Source organism: Bacillus sp. LLTC93, from assembly GCF_002993125.1.
Classification (GTDB): Bacteria; Bacillota; Bacilli; order Bacillales; family Bacillaceae; genus Bacillus; species Bacillus zhangzhouensis.
Genome location: NZ_PVME01000003.1, coordinates 590,514 through 609,812, shown reverse-complemented (window position 1 = coordinate 609,812; position 19,299 = coordinate 590,514). Strand labels below are relative to the sequence as shown.

The 19,299-nt window shown below is 41.6% G+C and carries 18 protein-coding genes and 1 riboswitch; of the genes, 9 read left to right on the top strand and 9 right to left on the bottom strand.

All coding sequences use genetic code 11. The features are described 5' to 3' along the window. Positions 1 to 20 precede the first annotated feature (20 nt). The 5 genes from C6W18_RS12675 to C6W18_RS12650 all read right to left on the bottom strand — a co-directional run bounded on the left by C6W18_RS12675 (position 21) and on the right by C6W18_RS12650 (position 8,256). The gene (locus C6W18_RS12675; protein ID WP_105927774.1) at positions 21 to 878 is read right to left on the bottom strand and encodes a GNAT family N-acetyltransferase; all 858 of its coding nucleotides are present in this window, start codon (positions 876 to 878) and stop codon (positions 21 to 23) included. 300 nt (positions 879 to 1,178) lie between these two features. Continuing rightward, complete coding sequence (locus C6W18_RS12665; protein WP_105927772.1) at positions 1,179 to 2,114, bottom strand: anti protein; 936 nt, start codon at positions 2,112 to 2,114, stop codon at positions 1,179 to 1,181. Positions 2,115 to 2,232: 118 nt separating this feature from the next. Then, a complete protein-coding gene (gene metH / locus C6W18_RS12660) occupies positions 2,233 to 5,661 on the bottom strand; it encodes a methionine synthase (RefSeq protein ID WP_105927771.1) in 3,429 nt (1,142 codons plus the stop codon). Continuing rightward, positions 5,645 to 7,486 (bottom strand): bifunctional homocysteine S-methyltransferase/methylenetetrahydrofolate reductase, encoded by a 1,842-nt coding sequence (locus tag C6W18_RS12655; RefSeq protein ID WP_105927770.1) that lies wholly within the window; start codon positions 7,484 to 7,486, stop codon positions 5,645 to 5,647. Before C6W18_RS12655 ends, metH begins: the two co-directional genes overlap by 17 nt. Before the next feature lie 78 nt (positions 7,487 to 7,564). Next, positions 7,565 to 7,683, bottom strand: a riboswitch (SAM riboswitch). 81 nt (positions 7,684 to 7,764) lie between these two features. Next, positions 7,765 to 8,256: a YajQ family cyclic di-GMP-binding protein gene (locus C6W18_RS12650; protein WP_034324959.1), complete on the bottom strand. Its 492-nt coding sequence runs from the start codon at positions 8,254 to 8,256 to the stop codon at positions 7,765 to 7,767. A 237-nt stretch (positions 8,257 to 8,493) separates the two neighbouring features. Here C6W18_RS12650 and C6W18_RS12645 point away from each other — a divergent pair, with 237 nt between their 5' ends. The 3 genes from C6W18_RS12645 (at position 8,494) to C6W18_RS12635 (ending at position 12,122) form a co-directional block, all read left to right on the top strand. Further along, positions 8,494 to 9,342, top strand: coding sequence for a CvfB family protein (locus C6W18_RS12645; protein ID WP_105927769.1), 849 nt, complete (start codon positions 8,494 to 8,496; stop codon positions 9,340 to 9,342). Between the two features lie 156 nt (positions 9,343 to 9,498). Next, positions 9,499 to 10,476: a BMP family lipoprotein gene (locus C6W18_RS12640; RefSeq protein WP_034322993.1), complete on the top strand. Its 978-nt coding sequence runs from the start codon at positions 9,499 to 9,501 to the stop codon at positions 10,474 to 10,476. Further along, the gene (locus C6W18_RS12635; RefSeq protein ID WP_105927768.1) at positions 10,473 to 12,122 is read left to right on the top strand and encodes a methyl-accepting chemotaxis protein; all 1,650 of its coding nucleotides are present in this window, start codon (positions 10,473 to 10,475) and stop codon (positions 12,120 to 12,122) included. The genes C6W18_RS12640 and C6W18_RS12635 overlap by 4 nt, the downstream gene beginning before the upstream one ends. A 40-nt stretch (positions 12,123 to 12,162) precedes the next feature. On the opposite strand, the gene C6W18_RS12630 is transcribed toward C6W18_RS12635, so the two are convergent. After that, positions 12,163 to 13,020 (bottom strand): DegV family protein, encoded by an 858-nt coding sequence (locus C6W18_RS12630; RefSeq protein WP_034322988.1) that lies wholly within the window; start codon positions 13,018 to 13,020, stop codon positions 12,163 to 12,165. Positions 13,021 to 13,161: 141 nt separating this feature from the next. Here C6W18_RS12630 and C6W18_RS12625 point away from each other — a divergent pair, with 141 nt between their 5' ends. Together C6W18_RS12625 and C6W18_RS12620 are read left to right on the top strand one after the other, a co-directional pair. Further along, entirely contained in the window at positions 13,162 to 14,004 is an 843-nt protein-coding gene (locus tag C6W18_RS12625; protein ID WP_105927767.1) for a YitT family protein, read from the top strand. Between the two features lie 14 nt (positions 14,005 to 14,018). Then, positions 14,019 to 14,474, top strand: a complete 456-nt coding sequence (locus C6W18_RS12620) for a BsuPI-related putative proteinase inhibitor (RefSeq protein ID WP_105927766.1) — start codon at positions 14,019 to 14,021, stop codon at positions 14,472 to 14,474. 58 nt (positions 14,475 to 14,532) lie between these two features. Here C6W18_RS12620 and C6W18_RS12615 read toward each other — a convergent pair whose 3' ends face one another. The 3 genes from C6W18_RS12615 to C6W18_RS12605 form a co-directional block, all read right to left on the bottom strand. After that, positions 14,533 to 14,724: a DUF3813 domain-containing protein gene (locus C6W18_RS12615; RefSeq protein ID WP_024425070.1), complete on the bottom strand. Its 192-nt coding sequence runs from the start codon at positions 14,722 to 14,724 to the stop codon at positions 14,533 to 14,535. Further along, positions 14,721 to 14,873, bottom strand: a complete 153-nt coding sequence (locus C6W18_RS12610) for a hypothetical protein (protein ID WP_008348539.1) — start codon at positions 14,871 to 14,873, stop codon at positions 14,721 to 14,723. Before C6W18_RS12610 ends, C6W18_RS12615 begins: the two co-directional genes overlap by 4 nt. Before the next feature lie 88 nt (positions 14,874 to 14,961). Beyond that, a complete protein-coding gene (locus tag C6W18_RS12605) occupies positions 14,962 to 15,774 on the bottom strand; it encodes a Cof-type HAD-IIB family hydrolase (RefSeq protein ID WP_034322980.1) in 813 nt (270 codons plus the stop codon). Positions 15,775 to 15,911: 137 nt separating this feature from the next. Between C6W18_RS12605 and C6W18_RS12600 the strand changes: the two genes are divergently transcribed. From C6W18_RS12600 to C6W18_RS12585, 4 genes are all read left to right on the top strand, one after another. Continuing rightward, positions 15,912 to 16,697 (top strand): alpha/beta fold hydrolase, encoded by a 786-nt coding sequence (locus C6W18_RS12600; protein WP_105927765.1) that lies wholly within the window; start codon positions 15,912 to 15,914, stop codon positions 16,695 to 16,697. Between the two features lie 46 nt (positions 16,698 to 16,743). Then, entirely contained in the window at positions 16,744 to 17,052 is a 309-nt protein-coding gene (locus C6W18_RS12595; RefSeq protein ID WP_105927764.1) for a metal-sulfur cluster assembly factor, read from the top strand. Positions 17,053 to 17,173: 121 nt separating this feature from the next. Beyond that, a complete protein-coding gene (locus tag C6W18_RS12590) occupies positions 17,174 to 18,619 on the top strand; it encodes an FAD-binding oxidoreductase (RefSeq protein WP_105927763.1) in 1,446 nt (481 codons plus the stop codon). Further along, positions 18,616 to 19,164 (top strand): MFS transporter, encoded by a 549-nt coding sequence (locus C6W18_RS12585; RefSeq protein ID WP_034322969.1) that lies wholly within the window; start codon positions 18,616 to 18,618, stop codon positions 19,162 to 19,164. The genes C6W18_RS12590 and C6W18_RS12585 overlap by 4 nt, the downstream gene beginning before the upstream one ends. Positions 19,165 to 19,299: the final 135 nt, after the last annotated feature.

Below are 19,299 nucleotides of genomic sequence, written 5' to 3'. Positions count from 1 at the left end.
TGTCTACAGCTTTTTGTTTTTTAAGAAAATGCTTGAGAGGCAAGGAAATAGAGAAGCGCCGGATCGTTCTGCTTTTCTTTTCCGCGAATCATCATAAAATGCGCTTTGTTTGTTTTCGTAAATCCTGCTTCTACAAGTGATGTATGCAGACGCTCAGCTGTTTCCTCCTGCATATCTAAACGAATGGCACCAGAATAAGTCGAGATGAGCGATTTGATCAATGAGAGGGCCGTTTGTTCATTGTTTGCTGCAAGCGGACCAATCATCAGATTGGCTGGGGTTTCGACGCCAAATGCAAAGCCGGTTGTTTCATGATGTTCATTCTTTGCGATGAAACGGAAGGCTGCCCGGCTCATTCGGTTTATTAAAAAGCTTGAACGATTGGTGCCTGCGGCTTTTTCGTCAAGTGCTTCAATAGATGAAAGGTGCGTTTCATCAGCAGGAGAAAGGCGAATCTCACCTGAAACGCAAAGTGCCGAAGGGTTTGTTTTCTGTGCTTTGTATGTATGAATGTAACCGGCCGTGTGAAAACCGATCTTTTCGTAAACCGGCTGCCCCTGTGCAGTAGCAGTTAAAACGACAGGAACGCGCTGATCACTTTGACGAAGCAAGGTGTCAATCATTTTACGTGCAAGGCCTAAGCCGCGATGTGTCTCAGATACAATGACAGCACCAATTGATGCGACTCTGTCATATTGGAAAAGTCCTGCACATGAGATCACTTGTCCGTCAGTTGTTGTAAAACCTGTAAAATATCCGTTTGTTAAAAGAGATGTGAGTTCTTCCGCATTGTAATCAGGCCAGTCTACCTCTTTTGACAATGCGATGAGATCTGGTATGTCATCAAGTGTTAATGATCGTTGAATAACGTTTGTCAATACACGCAACTCCTTCTTAGCTGAATTGATCTATCTGTATCGTACCATAAGAAGGCATAAGAAAAAGGAAAAGGGAAATCCTTTTCCTTCCTGCATGTAGACAAACCCTCGCATTCGTTGTCAGTCCTGCGTGCCGGTGCTCACGAATGTCAAATTCGCTCTGCTCCGGTACTCGTCCTTCCTAGAATGCAAAGGTTTTCTATCACGCTGAAAAGAAGACAAAGGGCTAAAATAAAGATCATTTTAGCCCTTTGTCAACAATCTGAAAGGAAAAGGGAAATCCTTTTCCTTCTTGTCAAATTAATAATTCAGGTCACGGTTGTATTCATATTCAAAGGTGAGCTGCAAGTTTTTAATCGACACAACGCCCACTTTGATTAATCTTCCACCGATAAACTGAGGGACCTCTGTCGCATTGAAAGAAACGTAAAAGCGATCTTTTGCCGGAACCTGACTTGTTTTATAGGAAGAGATGTCGACCTTTTGTCCGTTCCAAGGTACGTTCACTGACCCGCCTTTTAAGGAAGAAACGGTGAATACATAATTGTGTGCGTTTGTACTGCCTTTATCAGCTTCTAATGAAACACCAGTCACAACGGCATCCTGCGGTAAGCTGCTTAAATCAAAAGAAGAATTTGGAGAACCAGCTTCATTGAAGCTGTTGAGTGTGGCAGGTGACCCATATCGTTTGGTTGTGACTTTTTCAATGCTTTTATCAAACACAATACGATACATTTTATCTTCTTCATTTAATAATCGTTTTGGCTTAACGGCTATGTAGTAATCAGTGCTCGCGGCAATTTTTGGCATATGAATGATCTCGTTTTGGTTGTTTGTCCGCACAGAGGAAGATACAAGCGACCCGTTCTTATTATAAAGGTAAAGGTCGAAATCATTTCCAGGTTTCACATTCACGAGTTTAATAGAAAAACGGCCATCTGCTCCATCAAACTTGGAGCTGGTGAAACGGTAAAAATCGATGTCATCCAAAGAAGAAATACTGCCCTCATGATATAAATACGTTTTGCTCAGATGAAGGGAATGCTGTAAGAATTGAGCTTTTTCCATTGTATCATTGTTTGCATAATCACTTTCAGGATACAGGTGCTCTAATTCTTCCGTATAATATTTTGTTTGTTTCGCAGAGGCTTCACTTGCTTGTGCAGGTGATTGAAAGAGAGGTGTAGCGATGAAGAGGCCGGTAAGCAGTAAAATACCCATTTTCTTTTTGAACATGACAAACATCTCCTTTTAAGTAAATGACTTTCATTTGTAATATCGGTAAATAAGAGTGAAAATTGATATTTATTCCATTTTTTATCAAAAAAGAACCTCCAATCACGGAGGTCCTGCATTAATGAACATTAAAATATCGAGCTTCAGGATGAGAAACGACGATCGCTGAAACAGATGCTTCAGGTTCCATCATGAAGCCTTCTGTCAGGTGGATGCCGATTTTTTCAGGCTGAAGCAGGTGGAACAGCTTTTCTTGGTCTTCAAGATTTGGACACGCTGGATAGCCGAAGGAATAGCGCTGTCCTTGATATTTGGCCTGAAACCGCTTTTCCATTGTGAAATCGACTGGATCAGGAAAGCCCCATTTGTCACGAATCACTTGATGAGTTCTTTCAGCTAACCCTTCTGCAAGTTCAAGCGCCAGAGCCTGGACAGCATGCATTTTTAAATAATCACCTTCTTGCTTAAATTGCTGCGCAACCTCACGTATACGTGCACCAGCTGTGACGGCAAATAAGGCAATATAATCTTTCTCCATTTTTTCGCTTTTCCGCACATAATCAGAAATGGAGCGGTACGGAAGCTTTTCCTGTCTTGGAAATTGGAACGTTTCAATGATGCGATCAGGCGCTTCCGGATCATAAATATGCAGGTCATTCCCATTTGAACTGGCAGGGAAGAATTGATATACAAATGCCGGTGCAAACCAGTTTTTCTCTCTGCCTTCCTGAAGAAGATCTGTGACAAGTTGTTTTAACTCCAATGCTTTTGGATGCTGTTCAGCTAATAATGTTTTGACCTTTCCTTTTAAGCCGAGGTGATGACCAATAAGCATTTGTTCATTTACATAAGGCATAATATGATGCAAATCAATGTTACGCACATAATGGCGTTTTGTATTTTCTGGTGTGAAAATGGGTGCCTGCGGGAGTGTCGCGCGTTTTTCTAGTAATTCAATGACGGCTTTCGGCTGTTTCACTTCTTTCTCCTTGATGACAGCCTCTTGTTCCGCTGAGGGCTTTGTTTGAAATTGAAGAGGGTCCGCTTTTAACTCATTGGCTAATGACAGGCCGTCCATTGCATCTTTGGCATAAAGAACGGGTCCATCATAATGAGGCGAAATTTTCATCTTCGTAAATTTCCGTGAAAGAGCAGCACCGCCCACCAAAATGGGAACGGAGATGTTTGCTTTTTGTAGATCTTGAGCGGTTAGTACCATTTGCTGTGCTGACTTAACAAGCAATCCGGATAATCCGATCATATCTGGTTTTTCCTTTTGCACGGCTTCAATCAATGTTTGAGGTGTGACCTTGATTCCGAGATCGATCACTTGAAATCCATTATTGCTCAAAATGATATCGACAAGGTTTTTCCCGATATCATGGACATCTCCTTTCACGGTGGCAAGAAGAATTTTTCCTTTCCCACTTGCATGCTGCTTTTCCATATATTGCTCAAGGTATGAAACAGATGCTTTCATGACCTCTGCTGATTGAAGCACTTCAGCTACAATCAGTTCGTTTTGATTAAAAAGACGTCCAACCTCAGCCATTCCCTGCATCAAGGGTCCATTGATGATATGAAGAGGCGATTCGAATTTGTCCAAAGCAAGGGCCAGATCATCAATCAGTCCTTCTTTCGTACCTTCGACGACATAGAGCGCTAGCCTTTCATCAAGCGATAAGGAGACCTTTGGTTTTTTCTCCGTTTTCTTTTTCCCGCGGTAAAATTGGGTGAATTCGGCAAGGGTTTGATCATTAGTTTCATATAGTAATGTTTCAGCAAGCTTGATTTCTTCCTTTGGAATTGAAGCGAAGCGCTCAAGCTTTTCAGTATTCACGATCGCATAATCAAGTCCTGCTTGAACGCAGTGATACAAATAGACGGCATTCAAGATTTCTCTGCCAACAGGCGGGAGTCCGAAAGACACGTTACTAATGCCTAAAATCGTGAGACACTGAGGCAGTGTTTCCTTGATCATTTTGATGCCTTTGATCGTTTCTTCAGCAGCACCAATATACTGCGCGTCTCCAGTGCCTACTGGAAAGACAAGAGGATCAAAAATAATGTCACTTGCAGGAATTCCATATTTCTTCGTTAGCAATTCATGGGAACGTACGGCAATCTCGAGCTTTCGTTCTGCTGTCACTGCCATCCCTGTTTCATCGATCGTTCCAACAACAAGTGCGCCGCCATATAGTTTCACAAGCGGAAGAATCTCTTCAAACCGCTCTTCGCCATCCTCTAAATTAATGGAATTGATGATGGCTTTCCCTTGAGAATAAGTGAGTGCTTTTTCAATCACGTGTTTATCTGTTGAATCAATGACAAAAGGGGCTTTGACCTTTTTCGTGGCTTCTTGTAAAAAGCCTTCCATGTCTGCTTCTTCATCACGGTCTGGATCTGCTAGACACACATCAATGACGTGAGCGCCATTTTTCACCTGAGCACGAGCAACTTCTGCCGCCTCTTCAAACTTTTGTTCAGCAATCAGTCGTTTGAATTTGCGGGAACCAATGACATTTGTCCGCTCACCTACAAAAAGCGGACGCATGGCTTCTTCATATATAAGGGGGTCAATTCCTGATACGGTATGCTGTGACGATTCATGTGCCATGCTGCGCGGCTGAAGCGAGCGCACTTCATCAGACAATGCCTGAATATGTGCAGGTGTTGTTCCGCAGCAGCCCCCGACGATATTTAACCAGCCTTCCTGTGCAAAGGCGGCGATTTTTTTAGCAAGAGAAGCAGGGGATTCGTGATATTGTCCTTCTTCATCTGGGAGACCTGCGTTTGGATAGCAGCTAACAGCTGACTTTGCGATGGAGGAGAGTGTGCGGATATGGTCTGTCATAAATTCTGGACCAGTTGCACAGTTTAGGCCAACGCTGATTGGTTTCATATGCTCAAGAGAGATATAAAAGGCTTCAATATCTTGACCAGCAAGGGTAGTGCCCATTGGTTCAATCGTACCTGATACCATTAGTGGTAATTGAATGCCGGTCGCGTTAAAGGCTTCCTGAATGCCCTTGAATCCAGCTTTTACATTCAGCATGTCTTGGCTTGTTTCTAAAAGAAGGGCATCACATTTGCCATCAATGAGTGCGCGGGCCTGCTCCTCATAGTTTGCGACGAGCTCTTCAAAGGTTGTGCCGCCTGTCACAGATAATGTTTTAGTTGTAGGCCCCATTGCGCCTACAACAAAACGAGGCCACTCAGGTGTGGAGAAACGGTCTGCTTCATCCTTTGCCAGCTGAGCAGCTCGTACGTTGAGCTCATAGGCAAGGTGGCCAAGCCCGTATTCATCGAGAACAAGTTTCGTAGCGCCGAATGTATTCGTTTCAATGAAATCCGCACTTGCCTCAAGGTATTCCCTGTGGATCGTGGAGATGATGTGAGGGGCTGTCAGGTTCAAATACTCGTTACAGCCCTCATACTCTTCTCCGCCAAAGTCCTCTGCTGTGAGATTGGCGTTTTGAATCATTGTGCCCATTGCACCATCAAGGACGAGGATGCGTTTCTTGAGTTGTTCAGTGATAGTTGACATTTACGTTTGGCTCCTTTTCTTTCTGATGGATGTAGGTTGTCAGTTCTGCTGTTAAATCTGATCGAAGGAAAGGGGTAATTAAATAAATGCCATTAAACAATTCGCAGGCCGTATCTAATAAAGACCGGGCAATCGCTAAGCCTTCTGTTCGCTGCTTTTCCTTATCCTCGCCTGCCTTGGCCATAATCTCACGAATCGAATCAGACAATTTGATGCCCGGAATTTCATGATGAATAAACTCTGCATTTCGACTGCTTGTTAACGGCATAATGCCGATGTAAATCGGTTTATCCAAATGACGGCTTTCCTCATGAATTTTCACTAGCTGTTCCTCTGAGTAAACAGGCTGTGAGATGAAATAATCAGCCCCGTATTCGATTTTTTTCTCAAGCCGTTTTACTGCTTTATCAATATGACGTACATTTGGATTAAACGCGCCAGCCACTGAAAAATTGGTCTTTTTTCCAAGCGGCTTCCCAGAGAAAGAAAGTCCTTCGTTAAACTGTTTGATCAGACGGATCAAATCAAAGGAGGTTAAATCATAAACAGATGTTGCACCTGGGAAATCACCAATTTTAGACGGGTCGCCAGTGATGGCTAAAATATCGGTTAAACCGAGAGTGTCGAGTCCCATCAAATGGGATTGTAGCCCAATCAAATTACGATCACGACACGTGATATGGACAAGTGAACGCATATCAAGCTGCTGTTTCAATAATGCGCCGCAAGCCACATTACTAATGCGCGGGGTCGCAAGGGAATTATCGGCTAACGTCAAGGCATCGATGCCTGCACTCTTTAATTCATTTGCTGCGACAAGGAATTTTTCAAAGTTCAGCTTCTTTGGCGGGTCCAGCTCTACGATAATCGATCGTTTTTTAACAGCCAGCTCGTCAAGTCCAGGTTCAGTGCGCTGGTCTTGGATCGAAATGATTTCTTCTTTTAATACTTTCACTTCTTTTTCAGTGATCGGTGCTAAATCTTTAACAGCTTCAGCCATTGCGCTAATATGCTGAGGCGTCGTTCCGCAGCAGCCTCCGATAATGCGTGCGCCTTGATTTCTAAACTCTAGCGCACTTTTTCGGAAATAATCATTATCTGTATCATAGACGAGTCTGCCTTCTTCAAGAGACGGGAGACTGCTGTTAGGATAGACAGATAAATAAGAATTTTCCAAAATCGGAACGCCTTCAAGTGCCTGAATCATATGATAAGGGCCTAGCCTGCAGTTGATGCCAACGACATCAGCGCCGAGAGAGGATAATTCAGATAAACCGTCCTTCAGTGGTGTACCGTCCTGCAAAACACCTTGCTCATGCATGGATACGTTCATGACAATCGGGAGAGTCGTTTCTTTGCGTGTAATTTCGAGAACGGCCTTCGCCTCTTCCATATCATAATACGTTTCAAGCAATAATCCGTCAGGCTGTTCATTTAATAGGATGTACAGCTGTTCTCTAAAGCTTCGTTTGATCTCGTCTATCGAGTAGGCATTTTTGTTAAACGTTCGAATGCCGCCAATCGTTCCGAGTACATAAGCTGAGCCAGCGGCAGCTTTTGCAATTTGTACTGCTTTTGTATTGATGCGTTTTGTTTCTTCTTCTAATCCGTAGCGGGATAGTTTAATATAATTCGCACCGTACGTGTTCGTTTGAATGATGTCAGCTCCAGCCTGCACATACGCCTCATGCACTCTTTTCACTTCATCTTCTTTTGATAAATTTAGTTCTTCAAAGCACCGGTCAATGCCGTAAGAGTATAAAAGTGTTCCCATTGCTCCGTCAGCAATCAATACGCGATTTTGTAAGTCTTGTAATAGGCCCATTGTATTCCTCCTTATTTCTATGTAACAAAAAAAGCCTTCTGATAAGAAGAAGACTTTTTGGCTGTATCGTAATTCTTCTCCTTATCTTCCAAGCAGTTGCTTGCTGGATTTAGCACCTTGGTCATAGAAAATACATTTCTACTACACCGGTTGCTGAGGCTTCACAGGGCCAGTCCCTCTGCCTCTCTTGATAAGAAAGCGATATGAACATGTCAATGAATTGAACTTCCATCAACTGTAACGAAAAAATCAGAAATAATCAATGGAAAATTTAAAATTTATCGAAAATTTATAAATTGGACGTCAATCGGCAAATCTGCTTTGCGCATGAGTGAAATGACCTCTTGTAAATCATCTTTATTTTTCCCTGTTACACGCACTTGGTCATCCTGAAACTGCGACTTCACTTTGATGCCAGATTGCTTAATGAGTGCGTTGATCTTTTTGGCATTGTCTTTATCGATACCACTAATCAGCTTGGCACGCTGGCGTACTGTTCCGCCTAGAGCATGTTCAGTTTTTCCGTAGTCGATGTTTTTAGTCGGCACATTTCGTTTAATCAGCTTTGTCACAAGCACATCTTTTAGCTGTTCAAGCTTGAAGTCATCATCTGAGATGAGAACGAGCTCTTCTTTTTCGAGTGAAATATCACTTTTACTTCCTTTAAAATCATAACGGTTTTTAATTTCTTTTAGCGCTGCTTGAATGGCGTTTTGCACCTCTGGCAGTTCCACCTTCGATACAATATCAAATGAACTTTCTTTTGCCATAACACATGACCTCCAAGTATAGATATTGCGTCTATTTTATCATGCAAACAGGGGAAGAAGAAACTTTATCATATAGACAAATCAAAGAGTTCAGCCGCTTGCAGTATAAATCAAGTGCAGTTTGTCCACTTTAGCTAACAGAACTAGAGATGTTCATGTTGAAAGAAGTATAGTAGAATAAAGTGAATCAAAAGATGAACGAACGCTCTTTTATGAGCAGATAGGAAGGAAGAGAACATGAGACCAGGTGAGCAATTGACCTTGCAAATAGATAACGAGATGGAGTACGGCTACTTTTTGACAGATGGTGAAGATTCGGTCCTCTTGCACCGCAGTGAGATGACAGAGGATATTGATGACCGAGATGAAGTAGAGGTCTACTTATATGTAGATCATGAAGAAAGACTAGCTGCGACGATGAAAATGCCTACAATCAATGCACATACATACGGCTGGGTAGAAGTCGTAGATGTTGTAGAAGACATGGGCGCATTTGTCGATGTCGGGCTATCAAAGGATGCACTTGTTGCAACAGAACACCTCCCGCCTTTTGAGGAAGCATGGCCGAAAAAAGGAGACAAACTCTACTGTATGCTGAAAGTCACAAGCTACGGTAGAATGTTCGCAAAGCCAGCCACTGAAGACGTGATCAGTGAATTGTTTACTGAGGCGCCAGAAACCTTAATGAACAAAGAAATCACTGGGACAATTTATCGCTTAATTGCGACAGGCTCCTTTATGCTGACAGATACAGGAGTGAGAGGATTTATCCACCGCACAGAACGAAAGGAAGAACCAAGGTTAGGTTCGACCGTTACAGGCCGCGTTATTGCGGTGAAAGAGGATGGAACCGTGAACGTTTCTTTGCTTCCTAGAAAGCAGGACGCGTTATCTGTTGATGCAGAAGAAATTCTAACTTATATGAGAACCCGAAATGGTGCCATGCCTTACTGGGACAAAAGTGATCCAGAAGATATACGTGAACGATTTCAAATGAGCAAGGCGGCCTTTAAACGAGCACTAGGTCATCTGATGAAAAATGACCTAGTCTTCCAAAAAGAAGGCTGGACATATGAAAAAAAGTGAGCATTTGCTCACTTTTTTATTTTTGCCATAAATAATGGGTTTTTTCAGTGAAAAAAGTCATAAAAAAAGCTGAAAAACCTTCCTTTTATCATTGAAACAACGCCTTTCAAATCCGATAAGAAAGAAGTAAGGATGATAAAAGGAGTGTGTTTTTGGATGAAAGTGAAGATCTCAATACTTCTGATGGCAGCCATGCTCATGGTACTCGCCTCATGCAGCAATCAACAGGGAGGACCACCGAAGTCAAATGTGAAGCATATTGGCGTCATGCTGACAGACGATGGTCTTGGTGATCAATCATTTAACGATTCTTCATTTAAAGGTTTAGAAAAAGCACGTGACGGGCTTGGCATTGAATTTGATTATAGAGAAATTGCAGAAACGGATACATACGAAAAAGGGCTGACAGAGCTCGTAAAAGATGGCAATGACCTGATCATCGGTGTAGGCTTCAGTATGCAAGAAGACTTAGAAAAAGTCGCAAAAACATATCCGAAGAAGCAATTCTTGCTGATCGATGCCGTATCTGAGCTGAAAAATGTGACCTCCGTGACATTTAAAGAAGAGCAAGGCAGCTATTTAGCAGGAGCACTTGCTGCCATGACAACGAAAAGTGATGTCATTGGATTTGTTGGCGGTGTCGATGCGGATCTCATTCATCGTTTTGAAAAAGGATTTCAGAAAGGCGCCAAATCTGTGAATCCGAAAATCAACATCCTGTCCACCTATGCAGGTACATTTAGTGACGCAGGCAAAGGTAGTAAAATTGCTAAAGAAATGATCAAAAAGAAAGCAGATGTTTTATACGCCGCAGCCGGCTATACGGGTGTTGGTGTATTAAAAGAAGCGCAATCACAAGGCAAATATGCAATTGGCGTAGACAGCGATCAGTACTATACAGCTGAAAAAGCTGTGATTTCGTCCATGGTCAAAAAAGTCGATGAAGTGGTCTATCAATTCAGCGAACAGCTCGTAAAGAACAATCAAATCAAAAGCGGGCATATCGTCTATGACTTAAGCAATGACGGAATCGATATGGCAAGAATCCGAGTGCTCAAGGATGCTGAGAAATTGACCAAAAAAATAAATGGACTGAAGCAGACGCTTCTGAAAGAAGAGGGGGCAGCATCATGAGCTTACGCGTTAAAATTTTGCTCAACTCACTCATCTCACTTCTTTTAGCGGTTGGTGTCATCGCCTTTATCATTGTCAGCATGACAAAGATCCAATCATCGAATGAAACAGAAGTTCAAACTTTACTCAACGTACAAAAAACGAAGGCGAGCTTTGAAAGTGTTGAACAAGCCATGACCAACTATTCCATGACACTTTCAGATGAACAGCTAGAGGTCGTTCAAAACGATATCTCTACAGCAAAAAAACAGCTGCAAACGTTAAACAAAAACGCAGGAAATATGAACAAAGAAGCATTAACGAGGTTAAATTCAAAGTTTGACACGTGGACCAAGGAAGCCAACAATGCCATTGGTGAAAAAAATGCATCTGATGCAAGACGTGTGGCAGCAAGAATTGATGGTGTCTTAAACGACGTGCATACGATGAATAAAAGAGCACAAGAAGCGTATGAACAAAATCTAGAGAATGCAGCAGAAAATGTGCAGTGGATCATCACAAGTGCACTCGTCGCAGCACTCACACTGATTGTCATCTCCGTCTTTTTAAATATTGGTTTAACGAGATCCATCGTGACACCAATCAAATCACTATCCTACCGGGCCAAGCAGATTGCAGAAGGAAACCTTGCTGTGGAGCGGATGGACATCCAGCGTAAGGATGAGATCGGCGTCTTAAATGAATCATTCAATCAAATGACAGATCAGCTGATTAGTCTAATTAAAGAAATCAGCAATGTCTCAAGTCAAGTGGAGAATTTCTCGATCCAGTTAGATGATGAAAACAAAAAGCTGATGGAATCTGCGAATCAAGTGTCTGTTTCGACAGACGAGATGGCAAATGGTTCACAAGCGATTTCAGAAGACCTCCAGCATGGCGTTAGTTTAATTGAGAAAATGGATCAGCATGGACGTAAAAATTCCGAACGATCACAAACGGTCATCCGCAGTACAGAGGATGCCATTGAAGCAGTGGAAAGCGGAAAGCACACGTTAACAGAAACAAAAACAGCAATCGAAAAAAATACACATGCAACAAGGCAAATCGAGCAGTCAGCAGGAGAATTCACTCAATACGCCAGCGGAATCTCGGCAATGGCCAAAACGGTTTCTGACATTGCGGACCAGACCAACCTACTCTCGCTAAATGCGGCGATTGAAGCGGCTAGAGCAGGGGAAGCTGGAAAAGGCTTTGCCGTTGTAGCAGATGAAATTCGTAAGCTTGCAGATGAATCATCTAACGCAACAAGACAAATCTTTGACATGGTCAGTCATATTGAAAGAGGCATTCAGTCCATTAGTCAAACCGTGCAAGAAGGGGTTAAGCTTTCTCTTCAGCAGCAGGATGCGATGGACAAAACCTCACACTCCTTTGAAGATATAGAAACAAAAGCACAGCATATTAAAGAAGAAATGGCATTTTTAAATGACCAAATTATTCAATCGACAGAGCTTGGCGGACAAGTGCTGCACTCGATTGAAAATATTAGTGCAGTTGTAGAAGAAACAGCAGCAGGCAGCGAAGAAATTTCTGCCTCGGCCAATGAACAGCTGCAATCGTTCCATCAAATGAACAAACAGGTAGAAGAACTGATGAGTATGACGGCGAGGTTAAATGAAACCGTTCATCGATTTAAACTTTCATAAGAAAAGCACCCTTCCCTACATGTTGAGGGAAGGGTGCTTTTTATGAGGGTTTGCCTGTAAAGAAGATCGCAAGCGTGCTAGGACCTGAATGGGACCCAACAGCAGCACCGATGATATGAATATCTATTTCTTTTGGATGAAATTCGGTTTCGATCAATTGCCTCATGTCTTCTGCAAGTGCAGGATCATCACCATGACTAATGCCGACTGTTTGGTTCGACCAGTCCGTTCCGCGCTCTTTCATCAGTTCAATAATGCGTTTCAGCAGTTTTTTACGTCCGCGTATTTTTTCAAGCGGTATCAGTTTTCCATCCTCGACGTGTAAAATGGGTTTAATGCTTAACAAACCGCCAACAAATGCAGACGCTTTACTGATTCTTCCGCCTCTTGCTAAATACGATAAATCGTCTACAGTAAAAATATGTTGTAAAGATTCACAAAAATGCTTTACAGACGTTTCAATTTCTTGTATTGTATTTCCGTCACTGGCAAGTGATTGAGCGTGTTTGACAGCAAGTCCATAGCCAAGTGAAGCACATTTAGAATCAATGATTCGCAAATCGAAATCAGGGTATTCTTCCTTTACTTCGTTTGCCATCATCACAGCGGTTTGGTATGTACCTGAAAGCTCTGATGAAAAAGCGACATAAAGTGCGGATGTATGAGTTTTTGCTAAAGAAACAAAGGCTTCCTTGATTCGGTTTGGTGAAGGTTGTGACGTTTTGGGACTTGCACCTTGTCTCATCGCATCAAATACTTGTTTTGGTTCAATGGTGAGTAAATCCTCAAATTCCTGCTCCCCAAGTAACACACGCAGCGGAATGAGTGTCATGTGATGTTCATCATAATAAGAAAGAGGCAGATCAGCAGCACTGTCTGCTATGATATGAACAGTCATATAAATCCCTTCTTTCTAAAAGAAATTAGCCATATTTTACATCTTTTTAGCCTAACTATATCATAGAAATCATCTTTTCGTGTTCAAATTCTAAATTTTAGGGAAAACCATAGAGAGAATGGTAAGTGGAGGAATGACAACATGTTCATTGGAGAAGCAAAAAAACTCATTGTCGTCGTCATTGGTGCATTACTCAATGCGATTGGACTGAATTTATTCTTAATCCCAGCTGACGTATATGCGAGCGGTTTTACAGGGGTAGCCCAGCTGTTATCCAGTTTAATCGATCAATATGCGCCATTTTATTTATCAACAGGGATCCTATTATTTATTTTAAACATTCCAGTCGGCATTTTAGGCTGGATGAAGGTTGGCCGTTCCTTTACTTTGTATAGCATTATCAGTGTAGCACTGACAACCATTTTCCTTGGCATTTTACCAGAGCAGAGCGTTTCTGAAGATATCTTATTAAATGCTGTGTTTGGCGGTGTGATCTCTGCACTTGGGATTGGAATCACGCTGAAATACGGGGCATCAACCGGCGGTCTCGACATCCTTGCGATGATTTTAGCGAAATGGAAGGATAAGCCAGTCGGCACGTATTTCTTCATTTTAAACGGAATCATCATTTTTACAGCAGGATTATTACAAGGTTGGGAGAAAGCATTATATACCCTTGTCACATTATATGTGACCACTAGGGTCATTGATGCCATTCATACAAGACACGAGAAGCTGACGGCGATGATTGTGACGAAGAAAGCAGATGAAATCAAAGAAGCTATTTATGGAAAAATGGTCAGAGGCATTACGACTGTACCTGCGAAAGGCGCATTTACCAACGAGAACAAAGAAATGATGGTGATTGTTATTACAAGGTATGAGCTGTATGAACTTGAACAAATTATTAAAGAAGTCGATCCAAAAGCCTTTACGAATATTGTTCAAACAACCAATATTCTTGGATTTTTCAGACGAGATTAAAGGGTGGGTAGAAGATGAAAAAAGGTTTGGTGCTTCTTCTCGTTTTATTGGTTTTAGCAGCTTGTGGACAACAAAAAAAGGATGAACCAGACAAGGAGGTTTCCGGTCAAATGGGAGAAAAAACGGTTGTACTCACAGTAGACCCCGTCCAAAAAGGTTCTTCGGTTCAATTTAACATGTCACTGAAAAATGAATCAGATCGAGATATTGAATTTACTTTTAACACAAGCCAGAAATTCGAGCTAACTGTGTATGACGAAAACGGGAATGAACAATACCGCTATTCGAAAGACCGTATGTTCACACAGGCTATCCAATCTTTTGTACTGAAAAAAGACGAAACGTATGATTTTCAAGATACGTGGTCAAACGGTGTAAAGCCGGGAACGTACGAAGTGATCGTAATGTTTAAAGGAAAAGCAGAAGGGCTGAAGCAAATCACGGAAAAGAAAACGTTCCAGGTGAAATAAGCGGCCTGCTTGTTGAGAATAAGAAAAAGCTGTCCAAATAGTGGACAGCTTTTTTACGTTAAAGATCATCAAGCAGGTCTTGGAAGGTATGCAACTGGTTTCTTTCTGCATCTGTCGAGTTGGCAAATGCAGATGATACGGCATTTTTTGCTCGCTTGACAGCCTGTTGACGCTCTAACCCAGATGAAAATGAAGAAGTAAGTGCTTCTTCAGTAAATGATTTGGCTTGATCAAAAAGTTCGTTTCTCACAATGAACCTCCAGAAGCATCAGTCTTCATATTTCCTCGGTCCTCCGCCGCTTCTTCAAGTGTGGAACGATAAGGAAAACGTGCGTCATGTAGACTGACTGAATCTTTACCTTGTTGTATAAAGCGTTTCGATTTGCTTCTTTTACCCATTCGGAATCCGCCCCTTTACACAAGCTGACAGGTCAACCTGTCTAATGGTAGTATGCCCGATTCCTTTGGCTATGTATGAATGGAAAAATTAAAGTGAGAAGTAATTCGTTAGGAATTTTGCAATCCCATCTTGTTCATTCGTATCTGTGACTTCATTTGAGATGCGTTTCACTGCGTCAATCCCGTTGCCCATCGCAACGCCGCATCCAGCAAATTCAAGCATCTCTAAATCATTGTCTTCATCTCCAAATGCCACAATTCGCTCCTTAGGAACACCGTAATAATCACTGATCTTTTGCAGTCCAACGGCTTTGTTCATGCCTGTTTTAATGATTTCAATCACATGCCACGGAGCGGCCCATCGCCGGTGATCAATTACTTCTGCATGAACATCTGTTAAATAGCTCCGAATGGCTCCAACGTCTTCTTCTTTTGCGTGAATTAAGACACTTGTCACATTCTCTCCAAGGTTGTTTCTAAGGTCTCCAACGGTTACTTTATTTGCATTCATATTAAATATATCAATGAGTTTTTCATCATGATAATGGAAATACAAATCGTCTAACACTTCAGCTAACACATTGTGCACTTTATACTCCTCACAGATGTCCACAAGCTGTTTAACAACTTGAAGATCAAGTGACGTGTGAAATCTGCCCCATTTTTCATCAAGAGGATGATGGACAAACGCTCCGTTAAAGTTCACAATCGGTGAATCGAGTTGTAATTGCTGATAATAAGGAGAGCTGGAACGAAATGGCCGGCCTGTTGATATACATACATGATGCCCACTGTCTTTCACTTTTTGAATGACGTCAAGCGTGTGCGTAGAAATGGTTTTATCATCTTTTAATAAGGTGCCATCCAGGTCAAGTGCGATTAGATAAGGTTTGGTCTCCATAAAATCTCCTTTGATCTGTAAGTAATAGGAGGCAAATGGTGCGGATGCCTCTATCTATAGTGTATCTTTATCACATCTTCGTTGTCTACATGTTAAAATAAACAAAGACGGGAATGATAAAGGAGGATTCATAGGCTGTGATCACCATTGATGAGCAAATTGAACACGATATTCCATTTTTACATATCGTAAAAGCTGAAAATAAAGAAAAACCGCTGCCGCTTGTATTTTTCATACACGGGTTTACAAGTGCACGTGAGCACAACTTACACTTCGCCTTTCATTTGGCGGAAAAAGGCATGAGAGTCATTTTGCCTGACTGTGCTTATCATGGTGTAAGATCAGAAAACCTCAGCTTAGAGGAACTAGCATCAAAGTTCTGGGAAATTGTCCTGAACGAAATTCGTGAAATCGACATACTCAAAACACATTTTCAAGAAAAACAATTGATTGAAGCCGATCTGATAGGCGTCGCTGGTACATCGATGGGAGGCATCACCACCTTTGGTGCACTTGCAAAGCATGATTGGATTAAAGCGGGCGTCAGCTTAATGGGCAGTCCAAAATATACGACTTTTCTAAAGGCACAAATCATGGACATGCGTCACAAAGGTTTGATGAAAGACATCACGGACGAAGAGGTCAATCAGCAATTAAACACTTTGCGCCCTTATGATTTAACGCTGCAAACGGATCGATTGAACAAAAGACCGCTGTTATTCTGGCATGCGGAAAATGATCCTGTTGTCCCTTATCGCCACGCTAAAGCATTATATGACGAGTTAGCGGCAACACAATATAAGCAAGACCCGCACCTAATTCGTTTTATCACAGATGAACAAGCAGGCCACAAGGTCTCAAGACAAGCGATGTTTGAAACGGTTGACTGGTTTGTGACACATCTGAAAAGCACAAACGTTTAGTCAAAAGAAAAAGTACGTTATACTAATGGAAAAAGGAGTGGATATCATGGATGAAGCATTGAAAGAAAATATTTTAGGCGCCCTAGAACAGGTGATTGACCCTGAGTTAAATGTCGACATCGTCAATCTTGGACTTGTCTATGATGTCGATCTTGATGAGAATGGAAAAGCAGATGTCACCATGACCTTAACATCAATGGGTTGTCCTTTAGCCCCAATTATCGTGGATGAAGTCAAAAAAGCATTAAGCGACCTGCCTGATGTGAAAGAAACAGAAGTTCACATCGTATGGAATCCGCCTTGGACAAGAGACAAAATGTCAAGATACGCTAAAATCGCGCTCGGTATTCAATAAGCACATATGAAAAACGCCTGGTATGAGTTAACTCGTACCAGGTTTTTTTATGAAAAATTAAGATGTGGGGAGAGAATGGTTTGATATAATGGACGTAATTTCATAGAACGGAGTACCTATAATGAAACGAAAGTGGATATGGATCGTTCTTTTCATGGGATATGCTGCTGCATTTTTTGCATCAATCACCGTACGCGAAGGTCAAGCACACAAAAGGCAAAATCTCGAGGCGTTTACAGATGTCAGCCATCTCATGCCTGTCAAAATAAAAAAAGTTGTTCAAGGTAAAGAAATAGAGACTTTAAAAGAAGCATTGGAAGAAGCAAAGGAGAAACATCTACCGATTTCAATTGCCGGGAAGCAGCATAGCATGGGCGGCCACACGTATTATGAAAATGGGATCGTGCTTGATATGACTAAATTCCGCCGGATTTTAGCCTTTGATGAAAACAAGCAGACCATTCGTGTCCAAAGCGGCGCCACATGGGATGATATTCAAAAATTTGTAAACCCATACGGTCTTGCGGTGAAGGTGATGCAATCGCAAAATATCTTTACGGTTGGAGGGTCATTAAGCGCAAACGCACATGGACGTGACATTCGCTACGGATCACTCATTGACACAGTTCGTTCCTTCAGACTGTTAAAAGCAGATGGCGGGATCATCACAGTTAAGCCAGGCGATGACTTATTTACGGCTGTCATTGGAGGATACGGTTTGTTCGGCGTGATTTTAGAAGTTGAACTTTCATTAACAAAGGATGAATTATATAAAATGGAAACAACCTCTCTTGATTATCGTGAATACACCGAGTATTTTCAAAAGCATGTAAAAGACAATAAAGAGGTACGCATGCATCTTGCAAGAATCTCAACAGCGAAAAAACACTTTTTGAAAGAGATGTATGTCACCAATTACAGCCTCTCTTCTGATCAAGAGATAGAATCATATCGGGAGCTCAAAGAAGATCAGCTTGTCATGCCCTTAAAATTTATGCTCGGCCTTTCGAGAAGATTTGATATGGGGAAAGATCTGCTATGGAATTTGCAAAAGAAATATTTCCAAAGTCAAAATGGACAGTTGATCACAAGAAACAATGTGATGCGGTCTGATTCTGCATTTTTAGAATATGAAAATGAGTCGGACACTGATGTGCTGCAAGAATATTTTGTTCCGGTTGATCGTTTTCGTGCGTATATAGATGAAATGAGAGACCTATTACAACATGAAGAGTTGAATTTAATGAATATCACGATACGCTATGTACAAAAAAATGAAAAAGCGGATCTTTCATATGCAAAACAAGATATGTTTGCACTTGTTCTTCTTGTGAATTACGGTTTTAAGAAAGAAGAAAAGGCAGAAGCGGAGCGGCTTATCCGGCAAATGACAGATGTCACCCTGCGGCACCATGGAAGCTTTTACTTACCGTACATGCCTTATCAAACAAAGGCACAAATGAAACGGGCGTATCCTAAAGCCGATGTATTCTTTCAAAAGAAAAAGCAGGCAGATCCAGATGGCAGGTTTATCAACTATTTTTATGAAAGGTACAATACACAATGAATGCAAAAGCAATGAAATGGTTCGTCTACTCACAAAGCCTGCTGTTTTTCGCCAGTAGTCTGATCTTTCCTTTTTACATTCTGTTTATTAAAAATGTTGGATCAAGTTATTCTCAGTTTGGTCTCGCGTATGGTCTGTTTGGTTTAAGCGGCGCGTTTATTCATTTACTCTTAGGAAAACTGCCTGAAACAACCGACAGGCGGCTCTTTTTAATCATTCATTCGTTCGGTATGGCTTTTCTTTTGCTGCTTTTTCCGCATATTACAGAAGTGGAGCAAGTGTATATGATACAGCTTGCACTAGGTGCGCTTGGTGGTTTTCAAAAGCACGGGGAGAAACTGCTCGTTACAGAACTGACAACTGAGAAGAAAAGAATGAAAGAAGTCGGGCACTATCATTTTTGGACAGCTCTTTTTTCATCCATCGCCATTATGCTTGGAGGCCTGTTTGCCGATTTCTTTACCGTCCATTTCATTTTTTATGCAAGCTCCTTATTATATTTATGCAGTGCGCTCATGGTCATCAATATGAAAAACGAAAGATAAATCCGCATGTCTCACGAAGATATGCGGATTTTTTTATGAAAAAAAATGAAAACAAATATTAAATATACAATTGAATTAATTTTTATACATGTTATAATGTTAAATAATTTCACAAAGATCAAGAGGGTGTATTGA

Excerpts from the sequence above, each read along its gene's own strand:
- C6W18_RS12595 (WP_105927764.1), top strand. The coding sequence starts at position 16,744 with ATGGATGAAGCATTGAAAGAAAATATTTTAGGCGCCCTAGAACAGGTG.
- C6W18_RS12590 (WP_105927763.1), top strand. The coding sequence starts at position 17,174 with ATGAAACGAAAGTGGATATGGATCGTTCTTTTCATGGGATATGCTGCT.
- C6W18_RS12620 (WP_105927766.1), top strand. The coding sequence starts at position 14,019 with ATGAAAAAAGGTTTGGTGCTTCTTCTCGTTTTATTGGTTTTAGCAGCT.
- C6W18_RS12630 (WP_034322988.1), bottom strand. The coding sequence starts at position 13,020 with ATGACTGTTCATATCATAGCAGACAGTGCTGCTGATCTGCCTCTTTCT.
- C6W18_RS12605 (WP_034322980.1), bottom strand. The coding sequence starts at position 15,774 with ATGGAGACCAAACCTTATCTAATCGCACTTGACCTGGATGGCACCTTA.
- C6W18_RS12635 (WP_105927768.1), top strand. The coding sequence starts at position 10,473 with ATGAGCTTACGCGTTAAAATTTTGCTCAACTCACTCATCTCACTTCTT.
- C6W18_RS12640 (WP_034322993.1), top strand. The coding sequence starts at position 9,499 with ATGAAAGTGAAGATCTCAATACTTCTGATGGCAGCCATGCTCATGGTA.
- C6W18_RS12625 (WP_105927767.1), top strand. The coding sequence starts at position 13,162 with ATGTTCATTGGAGAAGCAAAAAAACTCATTGTCGTCGTCATTGGTGCA.
- C6W18_RS12655 (WP_105927770.1), bottom strand. The coding sequence starts at position 7,486 with ATGGGCCTATTACAAGACTTACAAAATCGCGTATTGATTGCTGACGGA.
- C6W18_RS12645 (WP_105927769.1), top strand. The coding sequence starts at position 8,494 with ATGAGACCAGGTGAGCAATTGACCTTGCAAATAGATAACGAGATGGAG.
- C6W18_RS12610 (WP_008348539.1), bottom strand. The coding sequence starts at position 14,873 with ATGGGTAAAAGAAGCAAATCGAAACGCTTTATACAACAAGGTAAAGAT.
- metH (WP_105927771.1), bottom strand. The coding sequence starts at position 5,661 with ATGTCAACTATCACTGAACAACTCAAGAAACGCATCCTCGTCCTTGAT.
- C6W18_RS12585 (WP_034322969.1), top strand. The coding sequence starts at position 18,616 with ATGAATGCAAAAGCAATGAAATGGTTCGTCTACTCACAAAGCCTGCTG.
- C6W18_RS12650 (WP_034324959.1), bottom strand. The coding sequence starts at position 8,256 with ATGGCAAAAGAAAGTTCATTTGATATTGTATCGAAGGTGGAACTGCCA.
- C6W18_RS12665 (WP_105927772.1), bottom strand. The coding sequence starts at position 2,114 with ATGTTCAAAAAGAAAATGGGTATTTTACTGCTTACCGGCCTCTTCATC.